Source organism: Brenneria roseae subsp. roseae (assembly GCF_003115845.1).
Taxonomy (GTDB): Bacteria; Pseudomonadota; Gammaproteobacteria; order Enterobacterales; family Enterobacteriaceae; genus Brenneria; species Brenneria roseae.
Genome location: NZ_KZ819022.1, coordinates 196,724 through 214,948, shown reverse-complemented (window position 1 = coordinate 214,948; position 18,225 = coordinate 196,724). Strand labels below are relative to the sequence as shown.

At 51.6% G+C, this 18,225-nt stretch carries 14 protein-coding genes; 8 read left to right on the top strand and 6 right to left on the bottom strand.

All coding sequences use genetic code 11. The annotated features are described in order from the left end of the window. Window position 1: 1 nt before the first annotated feature. Complete coding sequence (cysS, locus tag DDT52_RS01005; RefSeq protein WP_136154725.1) at window positions 2-1,387, bottom strand: cysteine--tRNA ligase; 1,386 nt, start codon at window positions 1,385-1,387, stop codon at window positions 2-4. A gap of 300 nt (window positions 1,388-1,687) precedes the next feature. Next, window positions 1,688-2,110, bottom strand: a complete 423-nt coding sequence (locus DDT52_RS01000; RefSeq protein ID WP_136154724.1) for a DoxX family protein — start codon at window positions 2,108-2,110, stop codon at window positions 1,688-1,690. Between the two features lie 333 nt (window positions 2,111-2,443). Between DDT52_RS01000 and ppiB the strand changes: the two genes are divergently transcribed. The 6 genes from ppiB to DDT52_RS00970 all read left to right on the top strand — a co-directional run bounded on the left by ppiB (window position 2,444) and on the right by DDT52_RS00970 (window position 8,724). After that, the gene (ppiB, locus tag DDT52_RS00995) at window positions 2,444-2,938 is read left to right on the top strand and encodes a peptidylprolyl isomerase B (RefSeq protein WP_136154723.1); all 495 of its coding nucleotides are present in this window, start codon (window positions 2,444-2,446) and stop codon (window positions 2,936-2,938) included. 12 nt (window positions 2,939-2,950) lie between these two features. Continuing rightward, a complete protein-coding gene (gene lpxH / locus DDT52_RS00990) occupies window positions 2,951-3,673 on the top strand; it encodes a UDP-2,3-diacylglucosamine diphosphatase (RefSeq protein ID WP_136154722.1) in 723 nt (240 codons plus the stop codon). 211 nt (window positions 3,674-3,884) lie between these two features. Beyond that, window positions 3,885-4,394 carry a 5-(carboxyamino)imidazole ribonucleotide mutase gene (gene purE, locus DDT52_RS00985; protein ID WP_136154721.1) on the top strand — a complete coding sequence of 170 codons (510 nt, stop codon included), beginning with the start codon at window positions 3,885-3,887 and terminating at the stop codon, window positions 4,392-4,394. Then, entirely contained in the window at window positions 4,391-5,464 is a 1,074-nt protein-coding gene (gene purK / locus DDT52_RS00980) for a 5-(carboxyamino)imidazole ribonucleotide synthase (RefSeq protein WP_136154720.1), read from the top strand. The genes purE and purK overlap by 4 nt, the downstream gene beginning before the upstream one ends. Window positions 5,465-5,995: 531 nt before the next feature. Next, window positions 5,996-7,279 (top strand): HAAAP family serine/threonine permease, encoded by a 1,284-nt coding sequence (locus DDT52_RS00975; RefSeq protein ID WP_109055135.1) that lies wholly within the window; start codon window positions 5,996-5,998, stop codon window positions 7,277-7,279. A 77-nt stretch (window positions 7,280-7,356) separates the two neighbouring features. Further along, window positions 7,357-8,724: an L-serine ammonia-lyase gene (locus DDT52_RS00970; protein WP_136154719.1), complete on the top strand. Its 1,368-nt coding sequence runs from the start codon at window positions 7,357-7,359 to the stop codon at window positions 8,722-8,724. A 99-nt stretch (window positions 8,725-8,823) separates the two neighbouring features. On the opposite strand, the gene DDT52_RS00965 is transcribed toward DDT52_RS00970, so the two are convergent. The 4 genes from DDT52_RS00965 to DDT52_RS00950 all read right to left on the bottom strand — a co-directional run bounded on the left by DDT52_RS00965 (window position 8,824) and on the right by DDT52_RS00950 (window position 14,179). Next, window positions 8,824-9,261 (bottom strand): helix-turn-helix domain-containing protein, encoded by a 438-nt coding sequence (locus tag DDT52_RS00965; protein ID WP_109055133.1) that lies wholly within the window; start codon window positions 9,259-9,261, stop codon window positions 8,824-8,826. Between the two features lie 242 nt (window positions 9,262-9,503). Further along, complete coding sequence (gene pstB / locus DDT52_RS00960) at window positions 9,504-10,319, bottom strand: phosphate ABC transporter ATP-binding protein PstB (RefSeq protein WP_136154718.1); 816 nt, start codon at window positions 10,317-10,319, stop codon at window positions 9,504-9,506. Between the two features lie 15 nt (window positions 10,320-10,334). After that, window positions 10,335-12,014 carry a phosphate ABC transporter permease PstA gene (pstA, locus tag DDT52_RS00955; protein WP_136154717.1) on the bottom strand — a complete coding sequence of 560 codons (1,680 nt, stop codon included), beginning with the start codon at window positions 12,012-12,014 and terminating at the stop codon, window positions 10,335-10,337. After that, window positions 12,011-14,179, bottom strand: coding sequence for an ABC transporter permease subunit (locus tag DDT52_RS00950; RefSeq protein ID WP_136154716.1), 2,169 nt, complete (start codon window positions 14,177-14,179; stop codon window positions 12,011-12,013). The genes pstA and DDT52_RS00950 overlap by 4 nt, the downstream gene beginning before the upstream one ends. Before the next feature lie 342 nt (window positions 14,180-14,521). Here DDT52_RS00950 and ppk1 point away from each other — a divergent pair, with 342 nt between their 5' ends. Together ppk1 and ppx are read left to right on the top strand one after the other, a co-directional pair. Next, window positions 14,522-16,594 (top strand): polyphosphate kinase 1, encoded by a 2,073-nt coding sequence (ppk1, locus tag DDT52_RS00945; protein WP_136154715.1) that lies wholly within the window; start codon window positions 14,522-14,524, stop codon window positions 16,592-16,594. Continuing rightward, window positions 16,594-18,132: an exopolyphosphatase gene (ppx, locus tag DDT52_RS00940; protein WP_136154714.1), complete on the top strand. Its 1,539-nt coding sequence runs from the start codon at window positions 16,594-16,596 to the stop codon at window positions 18,130-18,132. The genes ppk1 and ppx overlap by 1 nt, the downstream gene beginning before the upstream one ends. Window positions 18,133-18,225 lie beyond the last annotated feature (93 nt).

Genomic DNA, 18,225 nt, shown 5'->3' with positions numbered 1-18,225 from the left:
ATTACTTACGTCGCCAGGTTGTTCCCTGTGGACCGTCTTCCAGGATGATCCCGAGTTCATTCAGTCTATCGCGAGCCTGATCCGCCAATGCCCAATCTTTGGCCGCTCTGGCGTCTTTACGCTGTTTGATCAACCCTTCAATTTCCTTAACTTCGTCGTCATCGGCCTGTGCGCCGCTTTGCAGGAAGACCTCTGGATCTTGCTCTAAAAGGCCAAGCACGTTAGCCAGATTGCGCAACGCCGATGCCAGCTGATTCGCTGCCTGCGGATCTTCCGTTTTAAGGCGGTTTACGTCACGCGCCATATCAAACAGCACGGAGTATGCTTCCGGCGTATTGAAATCGTCGTTCATGGCTTCACGGAAGCGAGCTTCAAACGCTTCGCCCCCCTGTGCTGCAACATGGCGATCGGTACCACGCAGCGCCGTATATAACCGCTCAAGCGCCGAACGCGCCTGTTTCAGATTTTCTTCGCTGTAATTCAACTGACTGCGGTAGTGGCCCGACATCAGGAAGTAACGCACTGTTTCCGGGTCGTAATAGGCCAGCACATCGCGTACGGTGAAGAAGTTATTCAGCGACTTCGACATTTTTTCCCGATCAACCATCACCATGCCAGAGTGCATCCAATAGTTCACATAAGGGCCGTCATGCGCACAACTGGACTGGGCAATTTCATTTTCATGGTGCGGGAACATCAAATCCGATCCTCCCCCGTGAATATCAAAATGTTCGCCCAACTGTTTACAGTTCATGGCCGAACACTCGATATGCCAACCGGGACGCCCTTCTCCCCACGGTGAAGACCAATGCGGCTCGCCCGGCTTAGACATTTTCCACAGTACAAAATCCATTGGGTTATGTTTAACTTCAGTGATCTCTACGCGAGCCCCCGCCTGAAGTTGAGCCAGATCCTGGCGGGACAGCACGCCATATCCCGGCGCAGTATCCACCGAGAACATGACATCGCCGTTCGAAGCGACATAGGCATGGCGACGTGCAATCAGCTTTTCAACCAGTTCAATAATCTCGGCGATATGATGAGTCGCACGCGGCTCCGTATCCGGACGCAAAATATTCAGCGCATCGAAATCAGCATGCATTTCCGCGATCATTCTGGTGGTCAGCTGCTCGCTGGTTTCACCATTCTCCGCCGCACGTTTGATAATTTTATCGTCAATATCGGTGATATTCCGCACATATTTCAGCGAGTATCCCAAATAACGTAAATACCGAGCCACCACATCAAACGCCACAAAAGTACGCCCGTGACCGATATGACACAGGTCATATACGGTAATTCCACACACATACATCCCCACTTGACCGGCGTGGATAGGTTTGAATTCCTCTTTTTGGCGACTCAGCGTATTAAAAATCTTTAGCATCAGGGCATTCCATGGTGTTCGCAGGATAGGTGGATCATCGTTCGCTGTCAGCGTGCGCATAACATCAAATTTGCTAAGGGCTTCGCAACCCTAACGGCGTATTGAAACCTGAACCCCATTCTATTGCAAGACTGATACAACGGAATAAACAGATAATTGACAGGGAATAAAATCATCGTCTTCCAACGACATGAGGTAAAGCGGAAACGATCGCGGCAGGATAACGTGTAAGAATGGCAACAAAAAGGCCCGGGAATCCGGACCTTTCATAACATGCTGTACCCTTGTCAGAACGCCATATCAGCGCCAGCGCGGGTTCGACATGACTGAGTATTTACCGCTGCCCAACAGGGCGATAGCCAGACCGGCAAAGAAGAAAACCGCCGCCGGTTCAACGCCCCATGCCCCCGTTTTCGTCAGCATGGCGAAAGCGGCCGGGTTTGACAATAAAGCGGCAACGATCATGGTGAAAGAGAAAATCAGTGCCGCAGGACGGGTCAGAATTCCCAGAATCATCAGCACGGGCATAGCAACTTCACCAATATAAACGCCATAGCCGACAAACGTCGGAATCCCCGCCGCAGTGAGCATGCCTTCAACGCTGCCAATGCCGCCGTGCACCTTATGCCATCCATGGAACAACATCAGAATACTGAAAGACAAACGCAGTAGCAGTTTTCCAAAATCGGGCTTATCTAATACTCGATTAATACTGTCCAGCATAATTCACCTATCTATTTAGCGTTATTCGGAAGGTAATACGAATCACTCTCAGATTAATCTGGGTCATTAATAAAGAATATGATGATTACTCCATACATTGATCTAGCGCAAGAAAAATATCATTCAAATAAATCATCAAAAAAACCCAAATTTGATCAATTTATTTGTATTAGTGATGTTTGCTGATATCTCCCGCGATATGGGGACAACCGCTGCTTAAGATAACGGCTCTGCTGACTCGGCCCGTCAGTTATGTTATAAGAGCGCTCTTGATCGCTCACCGCGTATGGTGAACATCATTCTCATTATTATGGCTATCTAGGGTTCATTACTATGATCACGTTTCATACAAACCACGGCGATATCGTTATCAATACCTTCGCAGACAAAGCGCCGGTCACCGTAGAAAACTTCCTGAATTACTGCCGCAGCGGTTTTTACGACAATACTATTTTCCACCGCGTTATCAATGGTTTTATGATCCAGGGTGGCGGTTTTGCACCGGGAATGGCGCAAAAAAGCACCAACGCGGCGATTAAGAATGAAGCCAATAATGGCTTGAAAAATACCCGCGGCACGCTGGCCATGGCGCGTACCAACGATCCGCATTCCGCTACGGCGCAGTTCTTTATTAATGTCGTCGACAACGACTTCCTGAACTTCCGCTCAGAACGTGCTGACGGTTGGGGCTACTGTGTATTTGCTGAAGTCGCCGAAGGCATGGACGTGGTTGATAAAATCAAAGGCGTCGCGACCGGTCGCAGCGGTATGCATCAGGACGTACCGAAAGAAGACGTCGTGATCACCAGCGTAACCGTCAGCGAGTAATCCCGGCAGTCTATGGCGACTCTGTTTATTGCCGATCTGCATTTAAGTCTTCACGAACCGGCGACTACCGCCGGTTTTCTGCGTTTTTTACGCCATGAAGCCGTGAACGCGGATGCGCTTTATATTCTGGGCGATCTGTTTGACGCCTGGATCGGCGATGACGATCCGCAACCGCTGCACGCGACGGTTGCATCCGCACTGTATGAACTGCATCAGCACGGCGTTCCCTGCTATTTCGTACATGGCAATCGTGATTTTCTGATCGGCAAGCGCTTTGCCCGGCAAAGCGGGCTGACGCTCTTGCCAACAGAAACGGTACTCAATCTGTATGGCCGGCAGGTTCTCATTTTACATGGCGATACGCTGTGTACCGACGATCCTGCCTACCAGAGATTTCGCCGCCGGGTACACAATCCGTTGATACAGCGCCTCTTCCTGCTGTTGCCGTTGTGCCTGCGACTCAACATCGCAGCAAGAATGCGGGCAGCCAGCCGGCATGCCAATCAGCATAAGTCACTGCATATTATGGATGTGAACCCCGAAGCGGTCGTCCGCCGCCTCCAGCATTATCAGGTCAACACCATGATCCACGGTCATACCCATCGTCCGGCCATTCATCAGCTCGTTGTCAACCACGTTGAAGCACAACGTGCTGTCCTGGGCGCCTGGCACCGTGAAGGCTCCATGATTAAAGTGACCAGGCAGGACATTGAACTGATCACCTTCCCATTCTGACGCCTTGCTGGTGTTAATTCTTTTTCCTCATTGGGTTAGCCCACGATGGCAGCGGCAATCCGTCATTCAGGCCCACGCAACCGTTTTCCTCGCCATGAGGTCATGGTATGCTCTACGCCCTCAACGCCAGAGCACGGTCTATCTCGATCTGGCCGACGCAGTTCTCTTGCCCTGCGTCACGATCATGTAAAATCACAGGAGCTTTACAGGCATGTCATCCAACGTTGCCCCGGCTAAAATCGCCATCGTCATGGGTTCCAAAAGTGACTGGGCCACCATGCAGTTTGCCGCAGAGATTCTCACCACACTGAATATCCCTTTTCATGTTGAAGTTATCTCCGCCCACCGTACCCCCGATAAATTGTTCAGTTTCGCGGAGCAAGCCTCTCAGAACGGTTTTGATGTGATTATCGCCGGTGCCGGTGGCGCAGCGCACTTGCCGGGTATGCTGGCCGCTAAAACGCTGGTTCCCGTACTGGGCGTTCCGGTACAAAGCGCCGCCCTGAGCGGCGTTGACAGCCTGTATTCAATTGTCCAGATGCCGCGCGGCATACCCGTAGGCACGCTGGCGATCGGTAAAGCCGGCGCGGCCAATGCCGCACTGCTGGCCGCACAAATCCTTGCCCTGCATGATAGCGCCATCGCCACGCGTCTGGCTGGCTGGCGGCAGAGCCAGACCGATGAAGTGTTATCCAATCCTGACCCCCGGGGGGAAGTATGAAACCGGTTTGCGTGTTAGGTAACGGTCAGTTGGGCAGGATGCTGCGTCAGGCCGGTGAGCCGTTAGGCATCGCCGTTTATCCGGTCGGTCTGGATGCGGAACCGGAATCGGTTCCATTTCAGAACAGTGTGATTACCGCCGAGATCGAACGTTGGCCGGAAACCGCCCTTACGAATGAACTGGCGGCACACACCGCATTCGTTAACCGTGACATTTTCCCACGTCTGGCCGATCGCCTCACGCAAAAGCAGTTGCTGGATTCTCTGCATCTGGCTACTGCCCCCTGGCAGCTACTTGCCAGCGAAGAAGAATGGCCGCAGGTTTTTGCCCGGCTGGGCGAGTTGGCTATCGTCAAACGCCGCGTAGGTGGTTACGACGGCCGGGGCCAATGGCGTTTACGCGAGGGTGAACAAACGACGTTGCCTGCCGACTGCTACGGCGAATGTATTGTTGAACAAGGCATTAACTTCTCCGGTGAGGTGTCGCTGGTCGGCGCCCGCAACGTGCATGGCCGATGCGTGTTCTACCCGCTGACGCATAACCTGCATCAGGACGGTATTCTGCGCACCAGCGTCGTTCTGCCGCAGCCGATACCTCAACTCCAGCAGCAGGCCGAACAGATGTTATCGGCTATTATGAACGAACTGGATTATGTGGGCGTCATGGCGATGGAGTGTTTCATCGTAGGCGATCGCCTGCTGATCAATGAGCTCGCGCCACGTGTACACAATAGTGGACACTGGACGCAAAACGGCGCCTCCATCAGCCAGTTTGAACTGCACCTGCGCGCCATTCTGGATCTGCCAATGCCTGTACCGGTTGTCGATACTGCGTCGGTGATGGTCAACCTGATCGGCACCGGTGTGAATATCGACTGGCTTTCGTTGCCACTGGCGCATTTACACTGGTATGAAAAAGAGGTGCGGCCAGGGCGTAAAGTCGGGCACCTGAACTTACAGGCCCAGGATAACGCTCAACTTCAGCAGACATTGCAGTCGCTGGCAGCAATGCTGACGGATGAATATCAAAGCGGTTTGCGTTGGGCACAGGAAAAACTGTCTATTGAATAAACCGATCTGCGCTCCAGTACCGTTGCCTGGAGCGTACTTCGTATTGACGGTAGCCACCCATAGGCATTCATTTGCCATGACAGGTTTACCCCTTTCTCCGCCGATCATGAACAAAATGAAAGCAACAGCCGGAAAGATAAAAGAAAAAAAATGATTTTTAAGCGTGACATCTCAATATTTGGGTTTATTATTTAAACGGTACGATTTTTTAATAAACCTCCTATTTCTGGTTATTTTTTATCACTCAGACATCAAATAAAGCATCAATAAAGAGCCATTAAAAATAATTAAAATAAAGTATCATCATTGATATTTTAATTTCCGATAAAATTTATTAAAATAATTCCCTTCAATTCATTTATGTGATCGCCACAATATTATTCCCCGACCGCCGCGATATAGAATGCAACCCACAAAAACAGTATTGACTCATCGACATAATTATATGTCATGTACAACTTTTCATCCCTGTAACGGCAACTTGCCGATACTGTACTTTTTATTATCTGTGTTCACTAAGGAGACACTACCATGAGCACAATTCAAGATAGCAGCCAGGTATTAGAGCAGGCTTCGGGCTGGCGTAAAAGCGATACAGTCTGGATGCTGGGCCTTTACGGCACAGCCATTGGCGCTGGTGTGCTATTTTTGCCGATAAATGCGGGTATTGGTGGGCTGATCCCATTAATTATTATGGCAATTATTGCTTTCCCGATGACCTATTATTCTCACCGCGCTTTATGCCGTTTTGTATTATCCGGTAAAAAAGGTGGTGAAGATATTACAGAAGTGGTTGAAGAACATTTCGGCGTTGGCGCTGGAAAACTAATCACATTGCTGTATTTTTTCGCCATCTATCCGATTCTTCTGGTTTACAGCGTTGCTATTACCAATACGGTAGATAGCTTTATTACTCACCAATTACATTTACCTTCTCCACCAAGAGCAGTGCTTTCATTAATATTGATTCTCGGTTTGATGTTCATCGTTCGCTTTGGCGAAGCCATGATCGTTAAAGCAATGAGTATTCTTGTTTATCCGTTTGTTGCTGTATTAATGATGCTGGCGTTGTATTTAATTCCTCACTGGAATACCTCTGTTTTTGAAAATATTTCTCTGGGCAATAATGTCACCGGCAATGGTTTGCTGGCGACGCTGTGGCTGGCTATTCCGGTGATGGTTTTCTCCTTTAACCACTCACCGATCATTTCCTCTTTCGCCGTCGCCAAACGTAAAGAATACGGTGACGATGCTGAAAAAAAATGCTCACGCATTCTGTCATACAGCCACATCATGATGGTGCTGACCGTCATGTTCTTTGTCTTCAGCTGCGTACTGAGCCTGTCGCCTACCGAGCTGATGGAAGCGAAAACACAGAACATTTCCATTCTGTCTTACCTGGCTAACCACTTTAATAACCCGGTTATGGGTTACCTGGCCCCGATCATCGCCACTATCGCGATTTCCAAGTCTTTCCTGGGACACTATCTGGGCGCCGGCGAAGGCTTTAACGGCATGGTCGTCAAGTCTCTGCGCAGCAAAGGTAAAACCATCTCCAGCACCAAACTGAACCGCATCACGGCGCTGTTCATGCTGATCACCACCTGGATAGTTGCCACCCTGAACCCAAGCATTCTGGGGATGATCGAAACCCTGGGTGGCCCGATTATCGCTTGTCTGCTGTTCCTGATGCCGATGTATGCCATTCAGAAAGTTCCTGCGATGAAGCAATACAGCGGCCAGATCAGCAACGTCTTTGTCACCATCATGGGTCTGATTGCAATCAGCGCGATCGTTTACAGCCTGTTTGGCTAATTCAATTCCGCCCTGATTCACTCATCTCAACGCCGGTACGTTATGCAACTACCGGCGTTTTTTAAAGGAAGTCGCTAATGGTCAGCGTATTTGATATTTTCAAAATTGGTATCGGTCCATCCAGTTCACATACCGTAGGTCCGATGAAAGCTGGCAAAATGTTTACGGATGATCTGGTCAGCAAGTCACTCATTTCATCGGTAACGCGCATCGTTGTAGATGTTTATGGTTCATTGTCCCTGACGGGCAAAGGCCACCATACCGATATCGCTATTATTATGGGTCTGGCGGGTAATCTGCCGGACAGCGTCGACATCGACGGTATTTCCGCCTTCATACAACGGGTCAAGGAAACGAACCGCCTGCCAATGCTCGACGGCCAGTATGAAGTCAGCTTCCCGCTGGAAACCTCTATGTGTTTTCAATCGGAAAACCTGCCGCTGCATGAAAACGGCATGACAATTCGCGCCTATCGCCATCAGGAGTTAGTCTATAGTAAAACCTATTATTCCATCGGCGGCGGGTTTGTCGTCGATCAGGAAAATTTTGGTAAAACCAGTCTGACCGAAGAAAATGTGCCCTATCCGTTCTTCTCCGCGCAAAAGTTACTGAAGCACTGTCACGATCACTGCCTCTCCTTATCCGCTATCGTCATGAAAAACGAAATCGCCATGCACGGTCGGGAAACGATTGAACAGTATTTTGCCGAAGTCTGGAAAATCATGCAGGACGGCATTCACCGCGGCATGAATACAGAAGGTGTTTTACCGGGTCCCTTACGCGTTCCCCGTCGTGCTTCGGCGCTGCACCGCCTGCTGTTCATCAACGATCGCTTTTCTAACGATCCGATGGATGCCATGGACTGGGTCAATATGTTTGCCATGGCGGTTGCGGAGGAAAATGCGTCAGGCGGTCGCGTTGTCACCGCGCCAACCAACGGCGCCTGCGGCATCATCCCGGCGGTTCTGTCTTACTATAATCATTATATTCAGCCTGTTACGCCAGAATCCTATCTACGCTATTTCATGGCGTCCGGCGCAATTGGGACACTTTATAAAATGAATGCTTCCATTTCCGGCGCAGAAGTAGGCTGTCAGGGCGAAGTTGGCGTGGCGTGCTCCATGGCGGCGGCTGGGCTGGCCGAATTACTCGGCGCCAATCCTGAACAGGTATGCATCGCGGCAGAAATTGGTATGGAACATAATCTGGGATTAACCTGCGATCCCGTAGCGGGTCAGGTTCAGGTTCCGTGCATCGAACGAAACGCCATTGCTTCGGTAAAAGCGATTAATGCCGCCAGGATGGCCATGCGCCGCACCAGCGAACCACGTGTTTCACTGGATAAAGTCATCGAAACGATGTACGAAACCGGTAAGGATATGAATGCGAAATACCGCGAAACCTCACGCGGCGGGTTGGCAATTAAAGTTGTGCTGTGTGAATAAAGCGAACGGCATGAATAATCCGTCTATCCCCATTCTCTTTCAAAGGGCGGGGATAGATTTAAACCGGAAAGAGAATGGCTTGACGCATCAACCGGTGAGTTATTTCTTTTCGCTCTCCGGCCATGACCAGATAATATTGTTCTCAGCAGCAGCGATATACCAATCCACGGTACTGCCGGACGGCTTTTTCACACTCTCATGCTTAGCGATTGATTTGGCTTGAAATGCGGCAGATTTCTTTCTGATACGCAGCGGCGTATGCTTTTTCTCACCGCTGACCAGGGCATTAAATGATTCAACTTCAGCATCAAACAGAACGCCTTCCAGTTGATGCAAGCGGTTGAGCCCACGCAGTATACACAGCAGGCTGCTGAGCGTTATCGACTCACCCATCTCGGCACGTTTAATGGTGGCAATACCTAATCCGGCCCGTTCAGCCAGATCAACCTGAGACAGGCGTTGCTGAATGCGGGCGTCTTTTATTCTGCGGCAAAGTTCCGTAACAATTTCGCCTTCACTCATTGTGCTGAATCTCATTTTATCCGCCATTACCCGATCTGCTGAATTGCGCGCATTTTATCATCAATTTTTCAAATGGCACGGACAATTGATGAACAGTATCAATAATCTTGATCCGACACATAAAAACGACGAAAAACATCATATTTTGGCAACATCAGGCAGTAAATTTCAAGATACAGAACGAGGACAGCCGAATAAACTTTCGCCTATTCTCCCTGATTAATGGCCGGACGACAGATAACAGAACCACGCATTTATTAGCCGAAACGTCCGGTAATATAGTCTTCCGTCCGTCGCCGGGAAGGCGAAGTAAATAAATCATCCGTTTGATTATATTCTATCAATTTTCCCTGATTGATAAACGCGGTGTAGTCGGAAACGCGCGCGGCCTGCTGCATATTATGCGTTACCAGCACTAGCGTAAAATACTGCTTGAGCGTGCCGATCAGTTCTTCAATCACCAGCGTTGAGATAGGATCAAGCGCCGAGGTAGGCTCATCAAGCAGTAAGACTTCCGGCTCGATGGCGATGGCGCGGGCAATCACCAGCCGCTGCTGCTGGCCGCTGGAAAGCGTCAACGCGTTATCGCTTAGCCGATCTTTTACTTCATGCCACAACGCCGCCGCACGCAACGCCTGCTCCACCGCGTCGTCCAATAGGCGACGATCCCGCAGTCCCTGCAATCGCAGGCCGTAAATGACGTTTTCATAGATGGATTTAGGAAACGGATTGGGACGCTGAAATACCATACCGACCCGGCGACGCAAGACCGCAACATCCAGTTCGGGATCGTTTACCGGCATGCCGTACAGCCAGATATCCCCCTCCGTCCGGCAGTTATCGACCAGATCGTTCATACGGTTAAAACAGCGCAACAGCGTCGATTTGCCGCAGCCGGAGGGACCAATCAGCGCCGTCACCTGGTTTTTGGGAATGCGCAGTGAAATATCGTTCAATGCCTGTTTCTTGCCGTAATACAGATTGAGATGCTCCACGGCCAGCGCGGTCTGCTCATCGCTTAGCTGGTGAACATCCAGCAGCGGCAATTTTTCCATCTGCGTCCTTAACCTCATAACCTCGCCCTACATTCAGAATGACAGCGTACGATATTTCTCGCGCAGCACATGGCGTATGCCGATCGCCGCAAGATTCAACCCAACCACAATCAAGACCAGCAACAGCGCGGTGATATACACCAACGGCCGCGCCGCTTCCACATCGGGACTCTGAAAAGCCAGATCGTAAATCTGAAAGCCCAGATGCATAAACTTCCGTTCAAGATGAAGGTAAGGAAAAGTATCATCAATCGGTAGTACCGGTACGGATTTTACCACCCCCACCAGCATCAGCGGCGCCGTTTCGCCCGCCGCGCGCGCCACGGCAAGAATCAGTCCGGTCATCATGGCAGGCACGGCCATCGGTAACACCACATGCCACAGCGTTTCCGCTTTGGTCGCCCCCAGCGCCAGTGAACTATAGCGCAACGACATGGGAATACGTGATAGTCCCTCTTCCGTCGCGACAATCACTACCGGCAGCGTCAACAACGCCAGCGTCAGGGACGCCCACAGTAATCCAGGCGTGCCAAACGTCGGATTGGGCAACGCCTCGGAATAGAAGAGCTGATCCAGTGAGCCCCCTATCAGATAGACAAAAAAGCCCAGTCCGAATACGCCATACACAATAGACGGCACCCCGGCAAGATTGACCACGGCAATCCTCACCCAGCGCGTCAGAATATTTTTACCGGCATATTCGTGTAAATACACCGCGGCCACCACCCCCAGCGGCATCACGATGATCGACATCAGAATAACCATCAATACCGTACCGAAAATCGCCGGGAACAGATGCCCCGCGCTATTGCTGTCAGGTGAATAGCGGGTCAGCATGACTCCGATCTGCTGGCCCCAGTGCCGGATTTTATCGCCCACCCCCATCGCGTTGGGATACCAGGCCTGTTCAATGTCTTTCAGCGGAACAAAGTGAACCATGCCGTTCGCATCAAGCAGTTGCACCCTATCCCGGTTAATCTCCTGATTCAGCACGGCCAGCTGCTGTGACAGTTCATCAAAACGCCGTTGCAGTTCAATTCTCTCCGCATTCAGACGGGCCTGCGCCTGGCTATCCAACGAGTTTCCCTGCCGCCGCCGTTTTTCTTCCAGACGCAGCGCTTCAGACTGTTGATTCAACTTCGTCATATCACCCAGTCGGATCGATTGCGCCATCGCCAGCAGGCTCTGAACCTGGCTTATACGTCGCTGTAACGTGCCGGGTAAATCATCAGCCAGCAACGGTTGCCCATCCTCCAGCATACCAGCCAGATAACCGTAGGCAGTGCCGTTATTGGCCCGTTTAAGCACCAATATATCAACGGGTTTGCTCAGGCTGGCGATATCGCGGGATAACAGCGTACGGAAGCTTTGCCCGTAAATTTCGCGCTGACCCGTTTTGATCAGATAGCGCGTTTCGGATTCCCCCTCCGGCGAGGGAGATAAGCCCGCATTGCTTAGCTGCCGGGAGGATAAGGTTTGTTCACCGTAAATTTCACCGATCAGCGCCCGCGTCTCCCCGGTACTGGCCGGTAAGGCCTCACCCTGTTGCACCTGGTTGTGCAAAGTGAAGAGCCAGACAGGTTGCGGCCACAGGTAGCGCATCCCCTGCCCGGCCAGCAGAACGAAAATAGTCAGCATGGCTAGCAGACTGATACTAATCGATGAAGCCGTTAGCCATACCCATGGCCTGCCGGAGCGAAACCACTGCCTCACGCGTTTTCTCCTTCACCACGGTAGCGTTGGCGTAAACGCTGGCGAATCGACTCGGCCAGCGTATTCACCACAAAGGTAAAGATAAAAAGCGTCAGCGCGGTCAGGAATAACACCCGGTAATGCCCGCTGTTGGTGACGGCTTCCGGCATTTCAATCGCGATATTGGCAGCCAGCGAGCGCAGTCCCTGCAACAATCCCTCATCCATAATCGGGGTATTGCCCGTTGCCATTAATATGATCATGGTTTCTCCCACGGCTCGGCCAAAGCTCAGCATCAGCGCCGCAAAAATCCCGGCGCTGGCAGACGGCAACACGACCCGCCACAAGGTTTGCCACGGCGTGGCTCCCAGCGCCAGCGATCCCTGACTCAAACGGGAAGGCACGCTGAACAACGCATCTTCAGCCAACGAAAAAATCAGCGGAATCAACGCGAACCCCAGCGCGACGCCCGCCACCAGCGTGTTGCGCTGTACAAAACTTTCCCCCATCCACTGATACAGCGGCTGCCCCCATATCCACGCCTCCAGTATCGGCGCCAGCCAGCAACCGAGAAACAGGGTCAGGAAAATGGCAGGCAGCAGGATCAACACATCCCAACCCGCAGGAAACCAACGATGGACGCCGGCAGGAAGACGTTCGATCAACCAGCCGCATCCCAGAACCGCAATCACCCATAACACCGGCATCACCAAAATGGCGGAGAGGTAGGTTTCAAAATAAGGCGCCAGCCAGATGGCAGCGATCAATCCAATCACCACCGTGGGCAACGCCCCCATGATTTCCATCGTGGGTTTGATCCAGCGGCGCAGGGCCGGCGACATAAAACTGGCGGTATACACCGCCGCCGATAGCGCCAGCGGCGTAGCAAAAAGCATGGCATAAATCGCGGCTTTCAATGTGCCAAACATCAGCGGCATCATGCTGAACTTTGCCTGATAACTGTCATCTGCCGAGGTTGATTGCCAGATATATTCCGGTTCCGGGTAATTTTCATACCACTGCTTTTGCCACAAACCGCTCCAGCCAATATCCGGATAGGGATTATCAATCTGCCAGATCTGCCAGCCCTGCGCCGTTTCGGCCAGCATGGCTTTACCGCGTGGGGAAAACACCAGTTGCTGCACATCCGGCGGCAGCGTTTTGGTCAACAACGCGGTCGATTGTTTACCGCCAAACAGTGACAGGTTCCCTTGTGGCGTTAACGTTGCAAAAACCCGCCGCTGAACCTCGGTAGCCAGCAAGGCATCCATCCCGGCCGTCGCAGGAAACTGGCGGATTTCCGTCAGTTGCATGCCCTTTTCCGTCGGCACATCGAACCATTGACTAATGTGTCCATCGGCGGACTGAACCAGCAGCGAACGCCCGCCGGACAATAACGCCAGACGCAATGGCCCCGGCACGCTCAACTGCCGGTTTTCCCTCAGTTTCAGTAAATTGGATTCGGGCTGCCATAAGCTGATTTTCGTCCCTTCCAGCAGGTAAATTTGCTGTCCGTCCGGCGTCAGCAACAGCTGTTCTACAGCGGCATTCTGGAGCGCCGCCTGCGCTTTCTGCTGTACGCCGTTTTCCCCCACGGCGATAAGCATCAGGCGATTATCCTGAGTTATCGCCGCCACCATCAGATGATTCTCCGCGACGGACGCCACAGCCAAATGACGCAGTGGTTGCGCAGGTAATCCCAGCGACAACGGCTGCTCACCAAATGGATACTGCCAGTACGCCGGCTGATCGTTCCGTAACGGCAAGATCGGCTGCACAATACTTATCCTGCCATCCGACTGCCCCAGCGCATAAACCTGTCGTTCGCCGTGGCTCCCGGCCACTTGCACGACTGACGGCGCCAGAGGGATACGCGCTATCGGAGTGCCGGACGCCAGCGAGAGAAACTCACCGTAGCCTTGCCGATCAATCCTGTACCCAATCTGTCCGTTATCGCTGATGCCAATCGTCAGCGCGGGTGCGGCCGCTTTCAGCGGTATCGACTTTTGCCCGCTCATCGACGGCGAAAGAAACAGCGGCGTCACAACATACAGCAGATAGAAGAAAATCAGCAGCAGCGCCATCAGCACCAGCAAACCGCTACCTGCGACCATGCGGTAAGTCAGGCGATCTATCCATGCCCGCCGGCGATCCTGATACTGTAATCTGCTTTCTGTGTTTGCCATTGAACTCGCCGTTAAGTGTCTGTCGTCAGAGTCTGAATGCATTATTTTCCCGCAGAAAAAGCGGGTAGCATATGTTGCCTTTACACTCATAATATGACAATGGTAAGGCAGCAGGTGTATTCGATTTTATCGTCATGAACGCGCCATAATGTTGTTATACCATGTTGTTACACCCTTCATCTTTCAGGTTACAGTGGTGTTGGCTTCCGATCATCAGATTAACCAGGCCTTCGGAGCACCGCCGCCGGCGTATGGACGGGCAGCCATCGTCATTGCACCTTGAAATCTACTGGGTGGGAATAATTGGATAGATCTCGGCATACTAAATTGAATGGAGTGACAATGAGTCAGGGCAAACTCTACATTGAGAAAGAGTTAAGTTGGTTGTCCTTTAATGAACGCGTACTTCAGGAAGCGGCGGATAAAAGCAACCCATTGATCGAGCGCATGCGCTTTCTTGGCATTTACTCCAACAATCTTGATGAGTTTTACAAAGTCCGTTTTGCCGATCTGAAAAGACGAATTCTGATTAACGAAGAACAGGGATCGGACGGTAATCTACGCCACCTTCTGGGGAAAATTCAGGCGCGCGTACTGAAAACAGACCAGATATTCGACAACCTTTACAACGAGCTATTGCTCGAAATGGCGCGAAACCAGATTTTCCTGGTCAACGAGCGTCAGGTTTCCCCAAATCAGCAAGAGTGGTTAAGAGAGTATTTCAGACAATACCTGCGCCCGCATATCACCCCGATACTGATCCAGCACGACACCAATCTGGTGCAGTTCCTGAAAGACGACTACACCTATCTTGCGGTCGAAATCATCCGCGGCGATCGGATTAATTATGCTCTGCTGGAAATTCCTTCAGACAAAGTACCGCGTTTCGTCAATCTGCCGGCGGAAGCGCCTCGCCGTCGAAAAACCATGATTCTGATCGATAACATCCTGCGCTACTGTCTGGATGACATTTTCAAAGGCTTTTTCGATTACGACGCCTTGAACGCTTACTCCATGAAAATGACGCGTGATGCGGAGTACGATCTGGTGACGGAAATGGAATCCAGCCTGTTGGAACTGATGTCATCCAGTCTGAAGCAGCGCCTCACGGCGGAACCGGTGAGATTTGTCTATCAGCGCGATATGCCCGATGCCATGGTGACAATGTTACAAGAGAAACTGGGAATTTCTTCCTTTGATTCAGTGATCCCCGGCGGCCGCTACCATAACTTTAAAGACTTCATCAGCTTCCCGAACGTGGGCCGCGCCAATCTGGTCAACAAACCGCTGCCGCGTCTGCGCCACAATTGGTTCACTCATTTCCGTAATGGTTTTGATGCCATCCGTGAGCGGGATGTCCTGCTTTACTATCCGTACCATACTTTCGAGCACATTCTGGAATTGCTGCGTCAGGCCTCATTTGATCCCAGCGTGCTGGCTATCAAAATCAATATTTACCGCGTGGCAAAAGATTCCCGCATCATCACCTCAATGATCCATGCCGCGCACAATGGCAAAAAAGTCACCGTGGTGGTGGAATTGCAGGCGCGCTTCGATGAAGAGGCGAATATTCACTGGGCGAAGCGGCTCACCGAAGCGGGCGTTCACGTCATTTTCTCCGTGCCCGGACTGAAAATTCACGCCAAGCTGTTTTTAATCTCGCGCCGCGAGGGAGAAAACATTGTGCGTTACGCCCACATCGGCACCGGTAACTTCAACGAAAAAACCGCCCGTCTGTATACCGACTACTCGTTGATTACCGCCGATGAGCGAATTACCAACGAGGTGCGCCGGGTATTCAACTTCATCGAGAACCCTTATCGTCCGGTCTCCTTCGAGTACTTGCTGGTTTCGCCGCAGAACTCGCGTGACAAGCTCTATAAATTAATCGATAAAGAGATCGACAATGCCCGGTCAGGGATCGCGGCAGGGATTACGCTCAAGGTCAACAACCTGGTTGACAAGGGGCTGGCGGAAAGACTGTATCAGGCCTCCGCCGCGGGCGTTAAGATTAACCTGCTGGTTCGTGGCATGTGCTCGCTGCTCCCGAATTTACCCGGCATCAGCGAAAATATTCAGGTAATCAGTATTGTCGATCGCTATCTGGAACATGACCGTGTATATGTGTTCCACAATGGAGGGGATAAGAAAGTCTACCTCTCTTCCGCCGATTGGATGACGCGCAACATCGATTATCGTATTGAAGTGGCCGTAGAAATGCTCGACCCTATATTGAAAAATCGGGTATTGGAAATCCTGGATATTCTGTTCAGCGATACCGTCAAAGCCCGCATCATTGATAAAGAGTTGAGTAACCGCTATGTGTTACGCGGCAACAGGCGTAAAGTACGCGCGCAAAATGCCATTTATGATTACATCAAGGCGCTTGAGCAACCCGGAGATAAGCCTGAATAATGCCATTAACGAACAACAACGATAAAGACGTTGAGAAACCCCAGGAATTTGCCGCTGTCGATCTGGGTTCCAACAGTTTTCATATGGTGGTGGCGCGTGTGGTAAACGGTGCACTTCAGGTGCTCAGCCGTTTGAAACATCGGGTTCATCTGGCTGACGGTCTGGATAGCAAGAACATGCTCAGTGAAGAATCCATGGAGCGGGGGTTAAGCTGTCTGGCGCTGTTTGCCGAACGATTACAGGGCTTTTCAGCGCTGAACGTCTCCATTGTGGGGACGCACGCTCTGCGTCAGGCGGTAAATGCGCAGGAGTTCCTGCGCCGCGCCGCGGAAATCATTCCTTATCCGATTGAAATCATTTCAGGCCATGAGGAAGCTCGTCTGATCTTTATGGGCGTTGAACATACTCAGCCGGAAAAGGGACGCAAGCTGGTTATCGATATTGGCGGCGGCTCTACCGAATTGGTTATCGGTGAAGACTTTGAACCCATGCTGGTGGAAAGCCGCCGCATGGGCTGCGTCAGCTTCGCGCAGCAATTCTTTCCCCACGGTGAAATCAGCGAAACCAATTTCAAACGCGCTCGCTTAGCCGCCGCCCAGAAGCTGGAGACCCTGGCCTGGGAATACCGCATTTATGGCTGGCAATATGCCCTCGGCGCGTCCGGCACGATCAAGGCAACGCATGAAATTCTGGTGGAAATGGGTGAGAAAGACGGTCTGATCACCCCGGAACGTCTGGAGATGCTGCGCGATCAGATTTTACAGTTTAAAAACTTTAAATCGCTTAGTCTGCCGGGTCTGCCGGAAGATCGTCAGTCTGTGCTGGTGCCCGGTCTGGCGATTCTGTGCGGTATATTTGACGCGCTGGCCATCAAAGAACTGCGCCTGTCCGATGGCGCCCTGCGGGAAGGCGTGTTGTATGAAATGGAAGGCCGCTTCCGCCATCAGGATATCCGTATCCGCACGGCGCAAAGCCTTGCCAGTCATTACAATATCGATCGTGAACAGGCCGGTCGGGTGAAAGAGACGACCGAGCAACTGTATGCGCAATGGGCCAAGCAAAACCCCAATCTGGTGCATCCGCAGCTTGAGGCCATTCTGAACTGGGCGGCTATGCTGCATGAGGTCGGACTGGGCATTAACCACAGCGGCATGCATCGCCATTCAGCGTACATTCTGCAAAACACCAATCTGCCCGGTTTCAATCAGGAACAGCAAATCCTGCTGTCGCTGATTGTGCGTCTGCATCGTAAAGCCATCAAGCTCGAAGAGTTGCCGCGCCTGAATCTCTTCAAAAAGAAACAGTACTTGCCGATGGTTCAGCTGTTGCGCCTGGCGACGTTGCTGAATAATCAACGACAGGCGACAACCACGCCGGAAACGCTCAAACTGCTGACGGACGATAATCATTGGACGCTGATCTTCCCGCATGATTTTTTTACTCAGAACACGCTGATACAACTCGATCTGGAGCGGGAACAGGAGTACTGGCAGGATGTGACGGGCTGGAAACTGATTATTGAAGAAGAAAAGGCTTGATTGAGGATCGGCGGCGCAGAAACTATACTGAATGGCTTGACAAGGCTAACGTAAAGTTTGCGGAAATAAAGCCGATACCAAGACGATGGCCGG